Raw genomic sequence first — 19,046 nt, forward strand, 5'->3', positions numbered from 1 at the left:
GGTACCCTGCTAGACGGCCGCCGCTTCCTTCGCCTTGACGGCGTCGCCGACCGAAATCGACCCACTCTGGATAACGGTCGCCAACATGCCACGCTGCTCCTCAAGTTCCACTCTTAGCCCATCTCGGATCTCGTCCATCCGGGCACATGGAGTGCAGAAGCCTGTAATCTCCACAACTGCAGAATCACCAAGGGACACTCGCTGACCGGCCTCAATCGAGTGCATGTCTATCCCTGAGGTGGTGATGTTCTCGCGGACTTCCCCGCTGCTGAGGCTGAACTTCCCAAGCGTCTCTTCATCCATGATAAGGACCTGGCGTGCCGTCCTGACCCCCTCAGACACTGCGTGGCGGTCTCCCTCTATCCCAAAACCAGCAGTCATATCCGCCGACTCAACGCTCTTCATCGGGTCCCGGTGGCCCGTACAGAGGTATATGGACACTATGGTTCCCTGCGCGCCGTTGCTCATCTCATCCTCCCTGAATGCTGGATTCTCGACATTGTACACCCTTGACCGCGCCTTTACTGCCAAACCTGGAAATGGAACTGTCAACTCAATGTCCAAGGCTGTAAACTGACTCCCATTCGTACGCTGCTATATCTATAACAGTAGGAGGAGAGAAGGCGCATGGTCAGTACGATAAAACTGGGAACAGGTCAATTCGGTTATGAAGTGGCTGTCAGATGGGAGAGCCTGCCCGCTGGAATTGGTTGGCGGGAAGTGGCCGGCGTCATCACGGACGATGACGACAACGTCTATGTCTTCAGCAGGGGAGACCATCCGATGGTCGTCTTCGACAAGGACGGCAACTTCATCAAGACCTGGGGGGAGGACCTCTTCACGCGAGCACACGGTGTCAGCAGGGGGCCGGACAACACGCTCTACTGCACTGACGACGGCGATCACACGGTGAGGCAGTGCACCCTGGATGGTGAAGTCCTTATGACGATCGGTGTGGCCAACCAGCCCGCCCCAGCCTTCTCTGGAGACCCATTCAATAGGTGTACGCACGTAGCGACTGACCCGGCGAACGGCGATCTGTTCGTTACCGACGGCTACGCCAACAGCCGCGTCCATAAGTACACCCCCGATGGGGAGCACATCATGTCGTGGGGCGGACCCGGAACCGACCCTGGGCAGTTCAACATCGTTCACAACATCGCGTCCGACCGAGACGGCTACGTGTACGTCTGCGACAGGGAGAACCACCGCATCCAGGTATTCGACCGCGAGGGCAAACTGGAAGACGTCTGGTACAACGTCCACCGACCGTGCGCAATTTACATCGACGACGACCAGCGAGTCTATGTTGGCGAACTGGGCTGGGGCATGGCAGTCAACCGCAATATGCCGAACATCGGCCCACGGGTAGCGATCATGACCACATCAGGCAAAGTATTGGAACGCCTTGGCAATGGCTATGGGCTGGATGTCGGGCAGTTCATCTCACCTCACGGTATCGCCGTTGACTCCCACAAGAGCATCTACGTTGGCGAGGTCGCCCACACCAACATAAGCCACACGGAAACCCCGCCGGATAACGTTCGTGCTTTCCAGAAGCTGGTCAGGGCTGACTAGCGGCTGGCTGCTGACTCAGATACCTGACACTCACAATACGATATGCTATGCTCACTCAACCATCTGAGGAGGTTACCGGATGACGATCGCACACAAGCATGGATCAGCCGCTGGCATGACAGAGGCCGCGAAGAAATTCGTCGAGAGCCTCAGCGGTGACCAGCGAGATAAGACTGTATATGAGTACATGGACGGCGAGCGCATCTTCTGGTACTACCCGCCAGTCAACAGGCACGGCCTGCCACTGAGGGACATGGATGACGACCAGCGCCAGCTCGCCTACTCGCTCATGGCGACCGGCCTGACTGAAGATTCGTTCGAGAAGGCCAAGCTCATCATTGAGCACGAGTCCGTCCTCGGTCCGTTGGAAAAGGAGGCAGGCATTACCAGTTTCCTCCGCGATCCTGACCTCTACTATTGGACGGTCTTCGGTAAGCCCGGCGATGACAGCGAACCCTGGGGTTGGCGCGTCGAGGGTCACCATATCTCACTGAACTTCAGCCTATGGGAAGACAAGTTCATCTCTATGACTCCGTTCTTCTTCGGGGCAAACCCTGCTGAGGTCCGCAAGGGGCCAAAGAAGGGCCTGCGCATTCTCGACCAGCGGGAGGATCTCGCTTACGAGCTGATGAACAGCCTGGATAAAGGTCAGTCGTCGACGGCCAAGATATACGGTGAAGCCCCGTACGACATCCTTACTTACAACTCTTCCCGAGTTTCCCTGCCTGCTGAAGAGGGTCTCCCGGCGTCAAAGATGAACGACACTCAGAAGGACATTCTGCGCAGCCTGGTGAAGGTGTACGTCAACCAGGTACGCAGCGACATGGCCCAGCAGAAGTGGGACCGGCTCGAATCCGAAGGCTTCGAAGGCCTCCACTGGGCATGGGGCGGAGCGACTCAGGAAGGCAAGGAGCACTACTACCGCATCCACGGTGGTAACTTCGTGGTCGAGTTCGACAACAGGCAGAACGGGGCGAACCACATTCACTCGGTCTGGCGTGACGTCGAGAACGACTTCGCCAACGACGTGCTTCGGGAGCACCTGCTCCTCTACCACGTTCTGTAGGGGGCAAGGTGCTGAGTCGGCTCAACCGACCCAGAGAGAATCGACCATGATTGGGGTGGTATTGCCATTGCGGCGCTGCCGCCCCAATTTACGTTGCCCGGGAAAACTATCGCTTACGGCCGTGGCAATCTCGGTGCTTTTCGCCGTGGTGTTGACCTCATGTGGCGACTCAGAACCTGAGCCGGCCCCAGTACCGACACCGACGGCGGCCGCAGTCGTAGCTGCGCCATCGCCGTCCCCCATTCCCACGCCAACAACGCCTCCACCACCACCTACCTCAACGCCACGACCGACACCCGTCCCGACAGCGGTGCCATCTCCGACCCCTGCGCCGACTGCGCAACCCACATCGACTCCACCTCCGACCGCAGCAGTACCTGCGCCAGCCCCGGAACCCGCCGACTTGCTCTTTGCGAGTGCTGAAGCCATGGCTGAGCTTGAAAGCTACAGAGCCACGATGGATGCGAACATCACGGTTGGTACTGGAGGCGCCACGCTGGGGATACCCGTCGATGCTGTCGTCGACTACGACGCACCAGATCGGTCTCAGGGGGGCACTTCAATCGACTTTGGCTTCTTTATGACCGAAGTGAGCTTCGTAGCAATTGGCGACGACTTCTACTTCACGGACCCGGAGACCGGCGAGTGGTCCAAAGGCTTGGGGAACGACGCGCTCCCCTTCATCGGCCCCGAGCAGTTGCTTGACTTCAGCGACTCTGACGCCATTTATGACTTCCGTGGACTGTCTGATAACGGCTCTGGGACTGTCACAGGCCCGGAAGAGGTAGATGGGGTACCCGTCTATCGGCTGTCTTACTCCGTGGGAGACGGATCTGGAGATATTGGGCTCGGTGAATTGAACGTCGATCTGTGGATCGCCGTTGAGGACAGCCTCCTGCGCAGAATAGAGATCAGAGGCGAGTTCGCGGTCGACGATGATGGTGGAGCGGCAGCGCCCGTCATCCCCCTGGATGATCTGTCCGGTGATGTCGAGTTGGACGCCGTCATTACTTTCTCGAACTTCAACATACCTGTCGCCATCGAACCTCCATCGGAATATGCGGAACTGGATGTCAGAGACTTTGCACCAAGTGCGGATCGGCTAATCGAGACTCCTCTCGGGAATGGCTGGACCAGCTACGAGTTGTCCGACGGATCGATCAGCGTATCGGCTCCCCCTATATGGACGGTGGCCGATCTCAGTGCTGAGAGCATCGAGGAACTGGTGTCGAAGTCACCGGACCTGCCAGAGAATCTCGCACTTCAACTCGACAGGTTGATAGGTTCGGTCAGCTTCAAGATGTTCGGGTACCGCCAGGGGCAGCCGGCGGGCGCCGAGTTCGCTCCCAACTTCACAATCCTGGTGGAGGAAAACGAGCTGGCAGGTGACCTGGAGACCCTGGCAGAGCTCAGCATCAATCAAATCGAGGCGGCGCTGCCGGGGGCAAGCAGGGTGAGTCCTGGGCTCCTGGATCTCGGCGGCCGCGACGTCGTGGAGCTGATCTATTCGGCTCCCATGCCACTGCCTGATGGTGGCGAGCTCGATCTGGGTGTTGCACAGTACCTGATGTCAGCTGGTTCGAGTTATGTCGTCGTCACATTCAGCGATCTCGTATCGACTATTGAAAGCAAGTTGCCCGAATTCCGACAGATAGTAGAAACCCTGGAGTTCCCTTCAGAAACTCAAACCCAAGGCCAGGTTGACCAAGCCAACAAAGGAGATTCAGTGACACAGCAGTACAGTTCAGCCCCTGCAATGACAATAGATCCGGAGAAGTCTTACACCGCGACCTTCGTGTTGGAGAACGGCACCGAGTTCAAGGTCAACCTGTTCGCCGACAAGGCTCCCAAGACAGTAAACAACTTCGTCTTTCTGGCCAGAGATGGATTCTACGATGGTGTGACATTCCATCGGGTCATTCCCGGCTTCATGGCCCAGGGTGGGGATCCCACCGGCACCGGTCGCGGGGGGCCAGGATACAGGTTCGAAGATGAGTTCCATCCCGACCTCAAACACGACCGTCCCGGAATTCTGTCAATGGCCAACGCCGGTCCCAATACCAACGGCAGCCAGTTCTTCATCACCTTCGTGCCGACTCCTCACCTCGATGGCGCGCACGCTGTCTTTGGTGTGGTTTCAGAGGGCATTGACGTAGTCAACGAAATCTCCACCAGGGATCCCGCGACCGCGCGCACCCCAGGAGATGCTGTTACGTCCATCAGAATTGACGAGAGTTGATCGGTAGTTGGGATCTCTAGCTAATCCGCCTCTCTCGCGATGCTGTCCCTTGACTTGGACAATAGCTGGTGACAGACTCTACTATCGAGCCTGAAATCTGGAGCACACGCAACCCACTTGATAATAGACATCCATACTCACACCTACCCCACGTCTGTCGACAGCTTTATCGATGCTGATGAATTGATCGAGCAGGCCAAGAGCATCGGGCTCGACGGGGTTTGCATAACCGACCACGATGGCTTCTGGGACCATAGAGAAGTTGATGACCTCTCGAAGAGGCATAATTTCCTGGTCCTGCCGGGTTGTGAAGTGACGACCGAAGAGGGCCATCTGCTCGTCTATGGTCTTCGCAAGTACATCTTCGGAATGCACAGGGCAACCTTCGTAAAGGACAAGCTCGATAGGGAAGAGGGTGCGATGGTTGTTGCTCATCCCTACCGAAGGACGTACAGGAAGGGCGCGCATACAAGCGAGTCCGCGTACCACGAGATGCTCGAGCGAGCCTCGCGAAACCACGTCTTCGACATGGTCGACGCTGTCGAGGTGATGAACAGCCGTGGCCTGGAGGAAGAGAACGCCTTTAGCCGCGATCTGGCGAAGTGGTTCGACCTCCCGGGGACGGGAGCAAGCGATGCCCACAAACTGGAAGATATTGGTACATTTGCCACAGAGTTCGAGCGTCGGATTACCTGCCTCGACGACCTCATAACAGAGCTGCGAGCGGGACGGTTCAGTCCGGTAGTGCTGGATTCGGCCCGGAATCCTGTGCTCTCTGGAGCCGCCCTCTAGCATCAGCATCGTTCGTGGGTTGCTTTCACCCACGCAAATTCGGAAGACCGAGTACCGAGCCCGATGGCACCAATACTCGAAGTCAATAATCTCCACACCTACTTCGCAACCAACGAAGGCATAGTAAAAGCCGTTAATGGCGTGTCGCTGTCGCTGGACGAGGACAGCATTCTTGGCGTGGTTGGAGAGAGTGGTTCCGGTAAGACCATGACAGCGCTCTCGATCCTGAAGCTCATACCTTATCCGGGTCAGGTCGTTGCCGGCCAGATATTGTACGAGGGCAGAGACCTCCTTCAGATGAGCGACGACGAGATGCGCAACATCCGGGGGCGGCAGATTTCTCTGATCTTCCAGGATGCGGCTTCCGCCCTGAACCCTGTCATCACTATCGGCAGCCAGGTCGAGGAACTGATGCTGGAGCACACGGCCATGAGCAAGCGTGAAGCTCAGCAGGTCACAACCGATCTCCTCGCCAACATGGGCATCCCGGACGCTAAGCAGATGCTCGGACGCTACCCTTTCCAGCTAAGCGGCGGAATGTCACAGCGCGTGATGATGGCGATCGGGGTCGCTCTGAAGCCAAGGATCCTCATCGCCGACGAGCCCACATCCAACCTCGATGTCACTCTCCAGGCCGAGATGCTCCAGCGTCTGCGTATTCTGAGGCAGGAGAGCGGCACCGCGATTATGCTGATAACCCACGACCTCGGCGTGATCGCTCAGATGGCCGAGAACGTTGCCGTTATCTATGGCGGATACGTCGTCGAGTACGCCGACACGCCAACACTGTACAGGCGTCCGATGCACCCATACACGTGGGGACTGTTCCAGTCTCTGCCACGCCTTGACGCCGTCAACCAGAAGCTCAGACCCTTGGCCGGCGCTCCGCCGCAGATGCTAGACCCGCCTGACCAGTGCCCGTTCCTGCACCGGTGCTCGAAGGCGACCGTAGAGTGCCGCACGAGTCCACGGCCCCCGCTCCTCGAGGTTGAGCCTGGTCACGCCCTCGCCTGTTACAACCCCATGGAGTTCGAGGAGACTGCCCGAAATTAGCTGTTCGGGCGACCGTCCGGGGCCAGAGACCGCATTACGTAAGTAGGAACGTCATCAGCGGCCAGCCTTGTTAAATCCTGGGTCGACACCCCGGTCCCGACTAATGCCGACGCTATCCCGAAGCTGTTTGCGCCCCTGATATCGGTGTCAGGCGTGTCGCCGATCATCACCATGTCCATCGTGCCACTACGGCGATACGCCTCTTCGTAAATGGCGGCGTGCGGCTTGCCAAGCCTTGTGAACCTTAGTTCCGAACGGTCCGGGTATCGCAACGCAAGCGCGCCCTCGAACATCTGGGCAACCGTTCCGCTGGCGAATGCGAATCCTTCGTCGCTCGGGTAGATCAGGTCCGGATTGGGCAGGATCAGCCTGGGAGGACGACCTGAATCAATAAGCCGGAACAGGCCTGTCAACACTACTCTACCCGTCTCAAGCAACGGAAAACCGCTCTGGTCGCCAATGACCAGTGCTTCGAAGTCACCGTCGGCAGACACAACAACGCCACCGGCAGACTCCACGTAACGCTCGCTATCAACTGGTCCGAGTACTACGCAACGCATCCCTTCGAGTCCATGCTCACTGAAGTGACCCTTCAGTAGGCTTCCAGAAGTGATAATGCGTCCGGCGTCGATGGCAAGACCAAGGTTCTCGTAACGGGCGGCCCGCGTCTTGGGAAGGGCCGAGGCGTCATTCGTCAGGACGAAGTAGGGTTTGTCTGCCTCGTTGAGGTGATCAATTGCCTCTCGTGCCCCGGGGATGACCAGATCCGAGTTCGCCAACACGCCATATGCGTCGAACAGTATGACCGAGTGACGCTCGATCAGGTCTTTCAGAGTGACCTCTGGGACGTTGGTCATCTATTACCAGCGCTACTGGGCAGTGTAACCACCGTCTATGATCAGTTCTGCTCCCGTCACGTATGACGACTGGTCTGAAGCAAGGTAGAGGGCGCCGTACGCTACCTCCTCGGGCTTGCCGTACCTGCCCATTGGCGCGTTTTCCGTCGCGACGTACTCTTGATCTCCGAACGTCTCGGAGCCTTCCCAGCCTGCCTGGGTCATGGGTGTCTGTATTGGCCCCGGATGTATCGTGTTGACCCTTATCCCATCACCGGCGTACTGGACCGCAGCAGACTTGGAGAAGATCCTCACGGCCCCCTTTGAGGCGTTGTAGGCTGCGGCTACATTGTCCTGGCCGATGTTGCCGCTGATGGACGAGATGTTGATGACTGAGCCACCTGTTCCCTGGCTCTTCATCTGGGTTATAGCCGCCTTGGTGCCGAGAAAGACGCCCTTGGAGTTGATGTCCAGGATCCGGTCCCACTCTTCGACTGTCGTCTCTTCGATCGACACCCTGCTTGAGATACCGGCGTTGTTGACGATTACGTCCAGCTTGCCGAACTGCTCGACCGTCCTGCTAATCGCTGCATCCCAGTCAGACTGCTTGGTCACGTCAAGTGTGACGAATATCGCGTCGCCGCCCGTCTCGTTGATCTCAGCCTCAGTCTGGCGTCCTTCAGCTTCCAGCACGTCCGCGATGACGACCTTCGCCCCCTCTCGCGAGAACAGCTTGGCTTCGGCTGCTCCCATCCCCCGGGCGCCTCCGCTAATCAGGGCCACTTTGCCTTCGAGTCTCATTCCTCAGCCTCCTGGCAACTTAAAGCTGCACATGCAAAAAGCGTCGTTACACCGCTTCCACTCCCAGCTTAACGGAGAGGTTCTTGATCATGTCGTCCACCATCGTGTCGAGGTCGTATGAAGGACTCCAGCCCCACTCGTCTCTGGCCGCAGTGTCGTCAAGCGAGTCGGGCCACGAGTCTGCGATTCCCTGTCGAAGTGGGTCTATATTGTACTCGATTACAAAATCTGGAATCCGTTTCCTAATCGCCGCCGCCAGCTCGTCCGGTGTGAAGCTGATCGCCGTCACGTTGAAGTCGGCGTGATGCCTGAGTTTCGATACATCAGCCTCTGCAAGGTCCATTGTCGACTTGATGCAGTCCGGCATGTACATCATCGGGAGCCGCGTGTCAGGTCCCAGGTAGCATTCGTACCTGCCTTCCCTGAGCGCTCCGTAGAAGATTGCCACAGCGTAGTCGGTTGTCCCCGCCGTGGGCTCTGTCTTCCAGCTAATGATGCCCGGCAACCGCAAGCCCCGGACGTCCAGCCCCAGCCTCTCGAAGTAGTAGTTGCCAAGCAGTTCTCCGAATACTTTGGAGATGCCGTAGAGCGTGTTCGGCCTTTGCAGCGTTTCATTGGGCGTATCCACTGCCGGAGTATCAGGCCCGAACGCTGCTATCGAGCTTGGAACGTTGACTTGGGTTACCCGTGAGCCCGCAGCTGTCTCCAGGACGTTGTACAGGCCGTTGATGTTGACCGCATGGGCAGTCTGCCGATTGGCCTCGGCTAAAGCAGATAGAATCGACCCCAAGTGGTAGACCACGTCAATGCCCAGATCGCGAATCGCAGCTTCGACGTCAGTTTGCACCGTCACGTCGAGCGTGATCGACGGTCCGCCGTCGCGCACGTCATCCGGTAATGGAGTACGATGCCCGGCGGCGACCACACTGTCGCCTCCATACTTCTCCCGAAGCGCCGGGACGAGCTCCGAGCCGATCTGCCCAGCCGCTCCCGTGACCAGTATCCTCGTCATGTCAGGCCTCTTGCCAAGAGTGAGCGGCGCCATTGTATATTCAAACTACCGTGATTAACACCGCGCACTTAGAGGACTTCAAAAGATGCCTTACCCAGAGATCGATGTACCCAGACTGGTCCAACTCCTCCAGCACCCGAACGGCCCGTGCGACGTGGTCATCGACACCGACACAGCCAACGAGATAGACGACCAATTCGCGATTGTCCACGCAATACTGTCCGAAGTCCTGAACGTCGAGGCCATCTACGCTGCCCCATTTCACACCGAGTGGACCCAGACATCCGGACCTGACGAGGGAATGGAACTAAGCTACCAGGAAATCCTCAGGGTACTGGACAAGATGCACACAGCGTTTTCTGGGCCAGTCCTGCGAGGGTCGGCCGAGTACATGTCCGCTCCCGATAGGCCTGTGTCCAGCGAGGCTGCCGGTGACCTCGCCGCGCGAGCTATGGCTGACCGGGACGGCCCTCTCTACGTGCTAGCCCTCGGAGCCCTCACCAATGTCGCGTCGGCGATCTTGGTGGAACCCGCCATAGTGAGCAGGATGGTAGTCTTACCCCTCGGCGGCTCGCCATACGAGACCGGATCGTTTGCTGACCTGAACTTCACAGAAGATGTCCACGCGGTCAGGGTACTCTTCGACAGCGGCGTCCCGGTTGTCCACGTCGTCGGATACGTGGTGTCCGAGATGATGAGAACGACCGAGCCCGAGATGTCCCGCTACCTCAAGGGAAGAGGTGCGCTCGGGGATTATCTATACGAACTGTACAGAGACTTCGTGTCGGACTTCCCGGGTAGAAGCAAGCCGATCTGGGACATGGCCGTGGGCGCCTGGCTTATGAGTCCAGACTGGACAAGCAGTCACCTGACTCCCAGTCCGATCTTCAACGAAGGCCTGCGCTACAGCTTCGACCCGACCCGCCATCCCGTGCGCGTCCTAACACGCGTGAACAGGGACGCGGTGTTCAATGACCTCTTCGAGAAGCTGGAGACCCTTAATCGTTGAGTCTCAACCTATCGGCTAGTTCCCTTGAGGCCTCGTGAGAGACGCTGACCTTCGTGTGCAGCCCGCCTCTGACCTTGTAGTCCAGCGAGATCGTTAGCCTTCTGGGACTGCACAGCGCCACCAAGTCATTAAGAATTCGATTCGCCGCGTGCTCCTGGACGATCCCCACCCCTTCGTAGCTCAGCAGGTAGTACTTGAGCGACTTCAGTTCAATACAGAGGCGATCTGGGACATACCTGATCTCGAGCGTTCCAAAGTCAGGCAGATCTGTCCATGGGCAAACAGCGGTGAATTCATCGGTGTCGATCACGACCTCAGCACCGCTATTTGGGTAGTCGTAGTCAAATGCGAGTAGGCACCCTGGGTCAATCTCCTCCTCGGTCTTTGGCTTCCTGTGCAGGTCGTTCAGACCCTGATACTCCCTCTGGAGTTCTTCGATTGTGGGCATCTGGCTCTCTCTTACTTGCGGCCGACAACTCGGTGTTCGGTGTCATCTATACTACAGGGACTCCCTCCTGTCATAAGGACAGTACGGTCCCGTTAGAAGGATAGCTAGGATGGCAAACCCTATCAAACTGAAAACTCAACGTCTTCTCCTGCGCCCCTTCGAGTTAGGCGACGCCCGAGACGTTTACGAGTATGCGCAGGACCCTGATTGGTCACAGTTCCTTCCTCTGCCAGTTCCGTACACTTATAGAGACGCCGAGGAGTTCGTCGCGAGATCATTCCTGACTTCATGGGAAACTGATCCGATATTCGCCATCACGCTGAACGGGAAAGTCATTGGGTCGTTCGATGTCAGGGTAGATCTCAAGAACAGCGCTGCTGAAGTCGGGTACGCCCTCGGCAAAGCCCAATGGGGTCAGGGCTTCACGGCTGAGGCCGGCGCCGCCGCGATGGATTGGGCATTCAGAGAATTCGGACTCGCTCGAATCGTCGCCAGGGCCGACATTGAAAACCATCAGTCCTGGAAGGTCATGAAAAAGCTCGGTATGCAGAGAGAGGGGATTGCACGCAGCAGCGGCCCCAGCCCGCGTGACCCAGGGAGCAGGGAAGACACGGTAGCCTACTCAATTCTGCGACACGAGTGGGAACAATTGACCACCGTCACCTCCTACCAGCGTGTACCTGTAACAGATTCGCGAGATCGATGACTTCTACCGAGGAACAGTTCGCAGTCCAGATCCGGGGCGTGACCAAGTCCTTTGGGCGCACTCCAGTCTTGAAGAGTATAGACCTTGATGTTCCCCAGGGAACGGTGTTGAGTCTGCTCGGGCCCAACGGGTCCGGCAAGACCACCCTGATCAGGGTACTGTCGACCCTCACCAAGCCCGACGCCGGTGAAGTTCGAATTGGCGGTGCAGGTATTGGGAGGCAGAGTGCCCGCCTCCGACGTCTGATCGGCGTAGTTGGACACGATCCGCTCCTCTACGACGACCTCACAGCCCGTGAAAACCTCAGATTCGTCTGCAGGATATTCGATCTCGACCGAATCGACGAGCGCGTTCACTCTGTGTCAGACCGCATGGGTATGGCTCCCGATCTCGACAGGAAGATCGGAGCGATGTCCCACGGCATGAAGAAGAGATTCAGCATCGCGAGAGCACTGCTGCACGACCCCCATGTGTTGTTACTCGACGAGCCCGAGACCGGCCTCGATCAGGAGGCGCTTTCGCTCCTGGACTCGGTGATTGCCAGCCGGTCTGAGTCGGGCCGGACGGTCATCATGACCACGCACAACCTTGAGCGTGCTGTGGCCCTGGGAGACCGTATGGCGATACTCGCAAGCGGCCGGGTCGCCTATGACGAGACTATCGATGCCGTCGACCCGGATGCCTCACGCCACGCCTATATCCAACACGTGGGTGCCAATCGGTGAGAAGCTACTTCGGTGTGGTGTTCGCGATTCTGGCCAAGGACCTGCTTCTCGAACTGAGGACCAAGGACATCCTGGTGACGACCCTCGTGTTCGGCCTTCTGGTCATCGTAGTTTTCAACTTCGCACTGGATCCGACACCGGCCATGATTGCGACCGTCGCTCCCGGAATCCTTTGGGTGTCGTTCACATTTGGGGGAGTACTGGGACTGAACCGCTCGTTCAGCATCGAGAGTTCCCACGGAAACCTGCAGGGACTCATGCTCGCTCCCGTCGGACGCGACGCGATCTACTTCGGCAAATTTCTCAGCAACTTCCTGTTCATGGTTGGCGTGGAGGTGGTCATATTCCCCCTGTTCCTGGTGCTATTCAACCTCCCGCTGACTGTATACTCGGTTATCCCGGTGTTGATACTCGCGACAATCGCGATTGCCGCAGTCGGGACCGTGTTCAGCGCAATGGCGGTCAACACGCGGTCACGAGAGGTGATGCTGCCGTTGCTGTTCTTTCCGGTAGTGGTGCCGGTCATAATCGCTGCTGCTGAGGCCACAGGTATACTGCTTCGGGATGCCGTCTCCACAGACGGGGCCTCAACCTTCAGGCTGATAGGCCCCGGAGTCTCAACCTGGATTCCCATGCTCGTGGTATTCGATGCCGTTTTCTTGGTAATCTGCCCAGCAGCGTTCAGCTTCATAATCGAGGACTAGCAGCAGGCAATACGGACAAGACCATGAACATACCCGCAAACATCCTGGCCGAGATTTACCGACATGCAAGGGAGAACTTTCCCAACGAGTGCTGCGGCTGGCTGATCGGCCCAAGAGACTCCGACACCGTGGTTCGAGCGAGACGCGCGGTGAATGCCTATCAACCGTCAGCCCATCCGACCGCTCCCGACCGGACCGCGGAGACCGCATACGTAATCGACGGAGCCGACCTGATCGAGTTAAACAGCACCATGGACGATCCGGAGCCGCCCCGAGTCATCTACCACTCGCACCCCAATGGCAGGGCCTACTTCTCTGAGACCGACCGTAGAGTCGCCACAGACCCATGGGGCGATGGCCCGGTCTACCCGGTCCGGCAGCTCGTCATTGGTATAGATGCCGAGCGCGTCGTCGAGGCGCGACTGTTCGATTGGGACGACGACGAGAACGGGTTTGTTGAGGTAGCCAGTTTCGACGGGGCGCAGATCTAGAGCACGGACTCCAGGGCCTCTCGCAACTCTTCGAGCGTACAGAATCCCTCGAACCTGCTGGCGATCTTCCCTTCGCTGTCAACGACGAACGACCACTCGGTGCTAGGTAGGTTCCACTCTCGCACAACCGGCGAGATGACTGCTCTGCCCAAATCCCCCTGGATCTCGTCCGGATTGTCGTAGAGATCGATGTGGATGAAGTTGGCGCTGTCAGGGAATTCATTCTTCAGGTCCCGCAGCACTTCGACCTGCGGCCCGCACACGGCGTTCGTGCAGAACGCTGGGCTGGCCATGACGATCACCGTCGGTTTGCCGCTCTCCACGGCGTCCGCGATCGTCACCTGGTAGAGATCGGGGTCTCGCATGGAGCCTGTGGTTAGCTCCGCCAGACTCTCTACGTCACCCTCGGTGCGATTTACGCTCTTGATTGCAGCGTCACCCAGCGACGGTGCCTCTGATGCCTCCGGCACTTCGAAGTACAGTCTCGCCCGCTTGGGGCTGGCGTCGTCCCCAAGAACGGTAGCCTGGATTGCCCACGCCCCCGCCCGGTCAAACGTCAGGTGAGTGCTGTAAAGGCCACGTTCGACCAGAGGGAACGGCCTGAAAAGCGCAAACGAGGTCTGTACCGGCTCCCCGAGTTCTTCGGTATCCGGTTCGAAGAACGACTGAACGGTAGCCGACGGCGAGTCGACCAGACCGGTCTGCGACTGCATTGCGAACGCGACCCTGTGCTTGCCAACACCGAGGTCGGGCGTCGCGAATATAGCCTGAATTCCATCCTCAGATTCAGGTCCGTATATGAGCCCTTCGAATGTAAGTGGTTCGTCTTCCTGCTGTGAAACGATTTCAGGTGCTGGAGGCGAGTCAGACTCACCCGCTGTGGAACAGGCTAGCCCGAGTGCCAGGAGCGACACAATGAAGATGCCCAGACGCATGTTAAGAGTCTCTCGCAGGCTCCCCACCTTCGTAGGAACCGAAGGTGAAAGCAAACAGCGTGAAGTCAGGTGAGTTCGACGCAAGCCTCAGCTCGCCTGATGCGAACTCCTGCTGGTCGATCAGAAAGTACATTCGCGACTCATCGACCTCTATGTAGCTGCTCCCGTCCGGGCCGTACATGATGTCTTTCCCTGCGCGCTCTTCCGGGATCGGGCCGTCGTCCAGGTAGACCACGACGTCATACGGGCTGCTCACTCCAGGAGACATGACGGCATTCACGCTGGTTCCCACGAACTTGAGCGCAAGGTAGTCTTCGAGGTCCGTTGTTTCACGCGCGTGGACCAGGCTCTCCGACGTGTTCAGCCATAGCCCCTGTAGGTACAGGAAGTGGTTGCGATGCTCGCCCGGGTCCGTGTACATGACCTCCATGTCTGGCGCCATATAGTACTCTTCGTGGAGCACGTAGGGCGGCACTCCGCCCGACATTAGCGTTCCATAGTTGCGCTCGTAGCCCGCGTACAACTCACGAGTTTGTCCATCCGATACGGACTCAGATTCTAAAGCTGCGGAAGCCACGGGCGGCCCCGGGTTCGTATCCGTCGTGATCTCACTCACGTCGTAGCCGGCTTCCGTAAGGATTTCGCGAATTATCAGTTCCGTCTCGTCGTACTTGCCCTCTCCGAAGTGTGAGTACCGAATCTTCCCGTTCTGGTCGATCAGGTACTTCGCGGGCCAGTAGCGATTGTTGAACGCCCTCCAGGTGCCGAAGTCGTTGTCCTGCACTATTGGGTACTCTAGGGCGAACTTGTCGACCGCCTCGACGACGTTGTCGTACTCCTCTTCGAACTTGAACTCAGGAGTGTGCACTCCAAGTATCACCAGACCATGGTCTGCGTACTTTTCGTGCCAGACCCTCAAATAGGGCAGGGTGCGGATGCAGTTGATGCAGGTGTACGTCCAGAAGTCGACAAGCACCACTTTGCCCTCTTCCTGCATTCCGGCAAGCGTCAACGGCTCCGAATTTACCCACCCGCCTGTCTGCCGGAGCTCGGGGGCGTCCTCGTACATGGCGGTATCCACAGTTGGCTCAGGTTCAGGCACTGGTGTTGGAGTATCTGGGATGCTCGTGGCTGTGGCAGGGGGAGACGTTGGAGCTGGTGCGACCGTCGGAGGTGCCTGTACGGCCAGCGGTGGACTTGTAACTGCAGCCTCAGCGGGTGCAGCCGCGTCATCATCGCTCGAGGAGCAGCCCACTGCGATCAACGCTAAGGCCGCCAGTAAGAGTCCTACTATCGTGATGTGCTGCCGGGGCATTCTGGACAGGTGGAACATTAGTACGTCCTGTAATCTCTTTAACTGTCGGCGGGACCGAATTGCGGCCACCGCTGTCTCTGGTTACGCAATGGTTAGATGTGTCGGTTTCCCCAAGCGATTCAGCCTCACGTGCCCCGTATCCGTCCCTGTCGTTGATTGGCCGGTTTTGTGACGTTAACATGAGCCGCAGATGCAATGTAAACGACTAAGTTAATTGGAGGAATCGTAACATGAAGGTCGGATTTGTCGGCGTCGGTTTCATGGGGCGCCACATGGCACGCAACGTGCTGAACGGCGGACACGAGATGAAGGTGTACGACTTGAATAGGGAAGCGGCTGATGAGGTCCTGTCTTTGGGAGCGACCTGGGCGAGCAGCCCGCGAGAGGCCGCCGAAGGCAGTGAGGTTATTTTCACGTCGCTGCCAACTCCCCAGGTCGTTGAAGAAGTGGCCTCTGGAGAGGGTGGGGTGCTGAGTGGTGCGGCCAGGGGAAGCGCGCTCTTTGACCTCAGCACCACAGACCCCACCACTATTCAGCGCATCGCCACTCGTGCTGAGGCAAGCGGCATCCATATTTTGGATGCCCCCGTATCAGGCGGTACACCTGGCGCCGAAGCAGCCACCCTGTGCGTGATGGTCGGTGGAGATCGTGAAACGTACGACAGGTTCAAGCCGGTGCTCGACCGCATCGGCGACAAGGTCATGTACTGTGGTGAACTCGGATCAGGGGCGGTCTGCAAGATAGTCAACAATCTGGTGGGATTGAGCGTGGGCGTGCTGCTCTCAGAGGCCTTCTCGATGGGCGTCAAGTGGGGAGTCGACGCCCAGACGCTGTACGAAGCCGTCTCCGGCAGCTCTGGCAACACAAACTCAATGCACGGCTTCCCAAACGGCATCTTCAAGCGAAACTTCGAACCCGGATTCGCACTCGACCTCGCCGCCAAGGACGTCGGGCTCGCCACCCAGCTCGGACGTGAGCTGAGCGTCCCGATGGAGATGTCCAACATCGCCCAGCAACGCTACATCAGCGGACAGAATCGCGGATTTGGCCGCTTGGCTGCAGGAGCGGTTGCGATGGTCCAGGAGGAGAGAGCCGGGGTCGAGATTGCTCCCAAGCAGTAGAATCTTTCAGGAATTTTGACCCGAAACGCGCTATGACCGTGTGAGTAACGCATAACTAGAATTTGTGCGATGAATTCACTAACTGTGCCCTCACAACGGTATGATCAGACGACACTGGCCAATGGACTACGTGTCGTCTCATGTGAAATGCCCCACACCCGGTCTGTGGCTATCTCTGTTTACGTGGGTGTCGGCTCAAGGTACGAGTCTGATGATCGGGCTGGCGTCTCTCATTTCGTTGAACACATGGCGTTCAAGGGAACGGAACGCCGGCCCGATCCTGTCGACATCAGCGCCCAGATCGAGTCCACCGGCGGGATGATAAACGCCGGTACCGAGCAGGAGCTTACGGTCTACTGGTGTAAGGTCGCCCAGCCGTACTTCTGCGCGAGCATGGACCTTATTCTGGATATGCTGCGCAACTCGCTCTGCAGACCGGAAGACATTGAAAAAGAGCGGCAGGTCATCCACGAAGAGCTTGCCATGATCAACGACTACCCGGCATCACGGGTTGACTCGCTCATCGACCAGATGCTTTGGCCTGATCATCCGCTGGGGAGAGACGTCGGCGGCTCCCACGAATCTGTCGACGGCATTGACCGTGACATGATCGTTAAGCACATGAACGAGTACTACACGCCCTCTAACACAGTGGTAAGTGTGGCCGGCAGTGTTCCGCACTCAGAAGTCGTCGAACAGGTGGAGAGGCTGTCCTGGGACTGGCCGGGTGGTGTACCAACTCCTCCTGCCCCAGCTGTGAGCCACCAGCAGCAGTCCCAGCTCAGGCTCGAGTACAGGAAGACTGAACAGATCCACCTTTCAATAGCTCTGCCTGGACTCGCCCTCGACGACCCGGACATCTACGCGCTGGACCTCCTGAGCGTGATCCTGGGAGAGGGGATGAGCAGCAGGCTCTTTGTGGAATTGCGTGAGAATAGGGGCCTGGCTTATGACGTGCACAGCGGCGTCTCTCACTTCAAGGACACCGGCGCATTCATTATCACGGCAGGTGTCGATCCGTCAAGCGCTTACGAAGCCGTGCCCGCGATCCTGGAGCAGGTTGCTTCGGTCCGCGATGGGATAGACGAGCGGGAAGTCGACCGTGCCAAACAGCTTGTGGCCGGCCGGCTTATGCTTCGAATGGAAGACACCCGAGCTGTGTCGGCATGGATGGGTAGTCAGGAGTCGGTCCGTGGAGAGATTCTCGACGTGGACCACGTCGTGGAGCGGGTCAATGCCGTGACGACCGAAGACCTCTGCCGGGTAGCCTCTCAGAACCTGATCGACGACCACCTCAATCTTGCCGTAGTTGGACCGTGCCGGGGACACAAGCGCCTGTCCAAGTTGCTGAAGTTCTAGCCTTTATTCGCTGCTTCCCCGGTAGTCGCTGAATGGGCTGTCTCTCCACTCCAGAGCGGACTTCAGTCCCTCTTCCCTGGCCATCCGGCTGAATTCCTTCACGATCGGAGCCTGGTGGGCGATCGCGTCTGTCTCAGCCGCGATGTGCTGAAGGGTCGTGCGCCCCATCAGGTCCATCGCCTTGTTGACGATGCTCTTGTTAGCAGCAAGGAGCTCCCAGGGGATCCTCGCCATCGTTCGAGCGAGGTCTTCTACCGCCGCGTCCAGACCCTCTCCGGGTACCGACTTCCATATAAGTCCGAGTTCCTCGGCTCGCGTCCCGGATACTGATTCCCCGGTCAGTAGGAACCACTTTGCCCACTGCGGTCCCACCATGTAGGTCCACATGTGTGTCGGTGGCGTGCCCATGGAACGCACCGGCGGAAAGCCGATCTGCGAATCATCTGCAGCTATGATGATGTCGCAGTGCATCGCAAGGTCGGTCCCGCCAGCGATGCAGTAGCCATGCACCCCGGCTATCACCGGCTTGCTGAGATTCAGGATGCTGTTCATCGTGTTCGGAGTGCGCTTCATCCTGTGGATGTCTGAGCGAATGTTGTCCCTCTGCTCCTGCGCCGCCGCCTGAGCCTCCGGCGTAGATGGCGGCGTGATGTCGTATCCGGCACAGAACGCCCTGCCATTGCCTCGCAGTGTCATTACCCTAACTTCCGGGTCGTCGTCTGCGCGCTCCACGCAGTCCACAAGCTCGTCCTGGAGTTCGCGGCTGAGCGCGTTCAGCTTCTCCGGCCTGTTGAGTCGCACTCGCCCAATTCCGTTTGACGCCTCGTACTCGATGAACTGGTAACTCATTCTTGCC

At 58.2% G+C, this 19,046-nt stretch carries 21 protein-coding genes; 12 read left to right on the forward strand and 9 right to left on the reverse strand.

All coding sequences use genetic code 11. The features are described from left to right. Nucleotides 1–9: 9 nt before the first annotated feature. The gene (locus J4G14_03830; GenBank protein MCE2456925.1) at nucleotides 10–468 is read right to left on the reverse strand and encodes an MOSC domain-containing protein; all 459 of its coding nucleotides are present in this window, start codon (nucleotides 466–468) and stop codon (nucleotides 10–12) included. A 159-nt stretch (nucleotides 469–627) separates the two neighbouring features. On the opposite strand from J4G14_03830, the gene J4G14_03835 reads away from it, so the two are divergent. Both J4G14_03835 and J4G14_03840 read left to right on the forward strand, forming a co-directional pair. Next, nucleotides 628–1,578, forward strand: a complete 951-nt coding sequence (locus J4G14_03835; protein MCE2456926.1) for a hypothetical protein — start codon at nucleotides 628–630, stop codon at nucleotides 1,576–1,578. A 79-nt stretch (nucleotides 1,579–1,657) separates the two neighbouring features. Next, nucleotides 1,658–2,644, forward strand: coding sequence for a DUF3500 domain-containing protein (locus J4G14_03840; protein ID MCE2456927.1), 987 nt, complete (start codon nucleotides 1,658–1,660; stop codon nucleotides 2,642–2,644). Nucleotides 2,645–2,665: 21 nt separating this feature from the next. Here J4G14_03840 and J4G14_03845 read toward each other — a convergent pair whose 3' ends face one another. Further along, nucleotides 2,666–3,073: a hypothetical protein gene (locus J4G14_03845; GenBank protein ID MCE2456928.1), complete on the reverse strand. Its 408-nt coding sequence runs from the start codon at nucleotides 3,071–3,073 to the stop codon at nucleotides 2,666–2,668. A 1,327-nt stretch (nucleotides 3,074–4,400) separates the two neighbouring features. Here J4G14_03845 and J4G14_03850 point away from each other — a divergent pair. The 3 genes from J4G14_03850 (at nucleotide 4,401) to J4G14_03860 (ending at nucleotide 6,728) form a co-directional block, all read left to right on the forward strand. Further along, nucleotides 4,401–4,883, forward strand: coding sequence for a peptidylprolyl isomerase (locus J4G14_03850; GenBank protein ID MCE2456929.1), 483 nt, complete (start codon nucleotides 4,401–4,403; stop codon nucleotides 4,881–4,883). A gap of 117 nt (nucleotides 4,884–5,000) precedes the next feature. Next, nucleotides 5,001–5,675, forward strand: coding sequence for a PHP domain-containing protein (locus J4G14_03855; protein ID MCE2456930.1), 675 nt, complete (start codon nucleotides 5,001–5,003; stop codon nucleotides 5,673–5,675). 63 nt (nucleotides 5,676–5,738) lie between these two features. Then, nucleotides 5,739–6,728 (forward strand): ABC transporter ATP-binding protein, encoded by a 990-nt coding sequence (locus J4G14_03860; protein MCE2456931.1) that lies wholly within the window; start codon nucleotides 5,739–5,741, stop codon nucleotides 6,726–6,728. Here J4G14_03860 and J4G14_03865 read toward each other — a convergent pair. Genes J4G14_03865 through J4G14_03875 form a run of 3 tightly spaced genes read right to left on the reverse strand, consistent with a single transcriptional unit; the run spans nucleotide 6,725 to nucleotide 9,377 of the window. Continuing rightward, entirely contained in the window at nucleotides 6,725–7,585 is an 861-nt protein-coding gene (locus J4G14_03865) for an HAD hydrolase-like protein (protein ID MCE2456932.1), read from the reverse strand. The two genes, J4G14_03860 and J4G14_03865, sit on opposite strands and share 4 nt — an antisense overlap. Before the next feature lie 12 nt (nucleotides 7,586–7,597). After that, a complete protein-coding gene (locus J4G14_03870) occupies nucleotides 7,598–8,365 on the reverse strand; it encodes a glucose 1-dehydrogenase (protein MCE2456933.1) in 768 nt (255 codons plus the stop codon). Nucleotides 8,366–8,411: 46 nt separating this feature from the next. Further along, nucleotides 8,412–9,377 (reverse strand): NAD-dependent epimerase/dehydratase family protein, encoded by a 966-nt coding sequence (locus J4G14_03875; GenBank protein MCE2456934.1) that lies wholly within the window; start codon nucleotides 9,375–9,377, stop codon nucleotides 8,412–8,414. A gap of 85 nt (nucleotides 9,378–9,462) precedes the next feature. Here J4G14_03875 and J4G14_03880 point away from each other — a divergent pair, with 85 nt between their 5' ends. Next, nucleotides 9,463–10,386, forward strand: coding sequence for a nucleoside hydrolase (locus J4G14_03880; protein MCE2456935.1), 924 nt, complete (start codon nucleotides 9,463–9,465; stop codon nucleotides 10,384–10,386). Here the strand turns inward: J4G14_03880 and queF are convergent. After that, the gene (queF, locus tag J4G14_03885; GenBank protein ID MCE2456936.1) at nucleotides 10,376–10,834 is read right to left on the reverse strand and encodes an NADPH-dependent 7-cyano-7-deazaguanine reductase QueF; all 459 of its coding nucleotides are present in this window, start codon (nucleotides 10,832–10,834) and stop codon (nucleotides 10,376–10,378) included. The genes J4G14_03880 and queF overlap by 11 nt on opposite strands. A 109-nt stretch (nucleotides 10,835–10,943) precedes the next feature. Here queF and J4G14_03890 point away from each other — a divergent pair, with 109 nt between their 5' ends. Genes J4G14_03890 through J4G14_03905 form a run of 4 tightly spaced genes read left to right on the forward strand, consistent with a single transcriptional unit; the run spans nucleotide 10,944 to nucleotide 13,460 of the window. Continuing rightward, nucleotides 10,944–11,540, forward strand: coding sequence for a GNAT family N-acetyltransferase (locus J4G14_03890; GenBank protein MCE2456937.1), 597 nt, complete (start codon nucleotides 10,944–10,946; stop codon nucleotides 11,538–11,540). Then, entirely contained in the window at nucleotides 11,537–12,265 is a 729-nt protein-coding gene (gene ccmA / locus J4G14_03895) for a heme ABC exporter ATP-binding protein CcmA (protein ID MCE2456938.1), read from the forward strand. The genes J4G14_03890 and ccmA overlap by 4 nt, the downstream gene beginning before the upstream one ends. A 14-nt stretch (nucleotides 12,266–12,279) precedes the next feature. Then, nucleotides 12,280–12,969 (forward strand): heme exporter protein CcmB, encoded by a 690-nt coding sequence (locus J4G14_03900; protein ID MCE2456939.1) that lies wholly within the window; start codon nucleotides 12,280–12,282, stop codon nucleotides 12,967–12,969. Between the two features lie 23 nt (nucleotides 12,970–12,992). Then, a complete protein-coding gene (locus J4G14_03905) occupies nucleotides 12,993–13,460 on the forward strand; it encodes a Mov34/MPN/PAD-1 family protein (protein ID MCE2456940.1) in 468 nt (155 codons plus the stop codon). On the opposite strand, the gene J4G14_03910 is transcribed toward J4G14_03905, so the two are convergent. Next, nucleotides 13,457–14,395: a hypothetical protein gene (locus J4G14_03910; GenBank protein MCE2456941.1), complete on the reverse strand. Its 939-nt coding sequence runs from the start codon at nucleotides 14,393–14,395 to the stop codon at nucleotides 13,457–13,459. The genes J4G14_03905 and J4G14_03910 overlap by 4 nt on opposite strands. A gap of 1 nt (nucleotide 14,396) precedes the next feature. After that, complete coding sequence (locus J4G14_03915; protein MCE2456942.1) at nucleotides 14,397–15,728, reverse strand: redoxin domain-containing protein; 1,332 nt, start codon at nucleotides 15,726–15,728, stop codon at nucleotides 14,397–14,399. A 212-nt stretch (nucleotides 15,729–15,940) separates the two neighbouring features. Here J4G14_03915 and J4G14_03920 point away from each other — a divergent pair, with 212 nt between their 5' ends. After that, complete coding sequence (locus tag J4G14_03920) at nucleotides 15,941–16,831, forward strand: NAD(P)-dependent oxidoreductase (protein MCE2456943.1); 891 nt, start codon at nucleotides 15,941–15,943, stop codon at nucleotides 16,829–16,831. Nucleotides 16,832–16,978: 147 nt separating this feature from the next. Beyond that, complete coding sequence (locus J4G14_03925; GenBank protein MCE2456944.1) at nucleotides 16,979–18,190, forward strand: insulinase family protein; 1,212 nt, start codon at nucleotides 16,979–16,981, stop codon at nucleotides 18,188–18,190. Between the two features lie 3 nt (nucleotides 18,191–18,193). Here J4G14_03925 and J4G14_03930 read toward each other — a convergent pair whose 3' ends face one another. Beyond that, the gene (locus J4G14_03930) at nucleotides 18,194–19,039 is read right to left on the reverse strand and encodes a crotonase/enoyl-CoA hydratase family protein (GenBank protein MCE2456945.1); all 846 of its coding nucleotides are present in this window, start codon (nucleotides 19,037–19,039) and stop codon (nucleotides 18,194–18,196) included. Between the last annotated feature and the right edge of the window lie 7 nt (nucleotides 19,040–19,046).

The sequence above is a fragment of the Dehalococcoidia bacterium genome (assembly GCA_021295915.1).
GTDB lineage: Bacteria > Chloroflexota > Dehalococcoidia > Lucifugimonadales > UBA1123 > VXRN01.

Bases quoted from the DNA above. Each gene is read 5' to 3' on its own strand.
- J4G14_03890 (MCE2456937.1), top strand. From the start codon at position 10,944: ATGGCAAACCCTATCAAACTGAAAACTCAACGTCTTCTCCTGCGCCCC.
- J4G14_03850 (MCE2456929.1), top strand. From the start codon at position 4,401: ATGACAATAGATCCGGAGAAGTCTTACACCGCGACCTTCGTGTTGGAG.
- J4G14_03915 (MCE2456942.1), bottom strand. From the start codon at position 15,728: ATGTTCCACCTGTCCAGAATGCCCCGGCAGCACATCACGATAGTAGGA.
- J4G14_03875 (MCE2456934.1), bottom strand. From the start codon at position 9,377: ATGACGAGGATACTGGTCACGGGAGCGGCTGGGCAGATCGGCTCGGAG.
- J4G14_03920 (MCE2456943.1), top strand. From the start codon at position 15,941: ATGAAGGTCGGATTTGTCGGCGTCGGTTTCATGGGGCGCCACATGGCA.
- J4G14_03880 (MCE2456935.1), top strand. From the start codon at position 9,463: ATGCCTTACCCAGAGATCGATGTACCCAGACTGGTCCAACTCCTCCAG.
- J4G14_03930 (MCE2456945.1), bottom strand. From the start codon at position 19,039: ATGAGTTACCAGTTCATCGAGTACGAGGCGTCAAACGGAATTGGGCGA.
- J4G14_03870 (MCE2456933.1), bottom strand. From the start codon at position 8,365: ATGAGACTCGAAGGCAAAGTGGCCCTGATTAGCGGAGGCGCCCGGGGG.
- J4G14_03830 (MCE2456925.1), bottom strand. From the start codon at position 468: ATGAGCAACGGCGCGCAGGGAACCATAGTGTCCATATACCTCTGTACG.
- queF (MCE2456936.1), bottom strand. From the start codon at position 10,834: ATGCCCACAATCGAAGAACTCCAGAGGGAGTATCAGGGTCTGAACGAC.
- J4G14_03910 (MCE2456941.1), bottom strand. From the start codon at position 14,395: ATGCGTCTGGGCATCTTCATTGTGTCGCTCCTGGCACTCGGGCTAGCC.
- J4G14_03925 (MCE2456944.1), top strand. From the start codon at position 16,979: ATGCCCCACACCCGGTCTGTGGCTATCTCTGTTTACGTGGGTGTCGGC.
- J4G14_03835 (MCE2456926.1), top strand. From the start codon at position 628: ATGGTCAGTACGATAAAACTGGGAACAGGTCAATTCGGTTATGAAGTG.
- J4G14_03905 (MCE2456940.1), top strand. From the start codon at position 12,993: ATGAACATACCCGCAAACATCCTGGCCGAGATTTACCGACATGCAAGG.
- ccmA (MCE2456938.1), top strand. From the start codon at position 11,537: ATGACTTCTACCGAGGAACAGTTCGCAGTCCAGATCCGGGGCGTGACC.
- J4G14_03865 (MCE2456932.1), bottom strand. From the start codon at position 7,585: ATGACCAACGTCCCAGAGGTCACTCTGAAAGACCTGATCGAGCGTCAC.
- J4G14_03845 (MCE2456928.1), bottom strand. From the start codon at position 3,073: ATGGCTTCAGCACTCGCAAAGAGCAAGTCGGCGGGTTCCGGGGCTGGC.
- J4G14_03860 (MCE2456931.1), top strand. From the start codon at position 5,739: ATGGCACCAATACTCGAAGTCAATAATCTCCACACCTACTTCGCAACC.
- J4G14_03840 (MCE2456927.1), top strand. From the start codon at position 1,658: ATGACGATCGCACACAAGCATGGATCAGCCGCTGGCATGACAGAGGCC.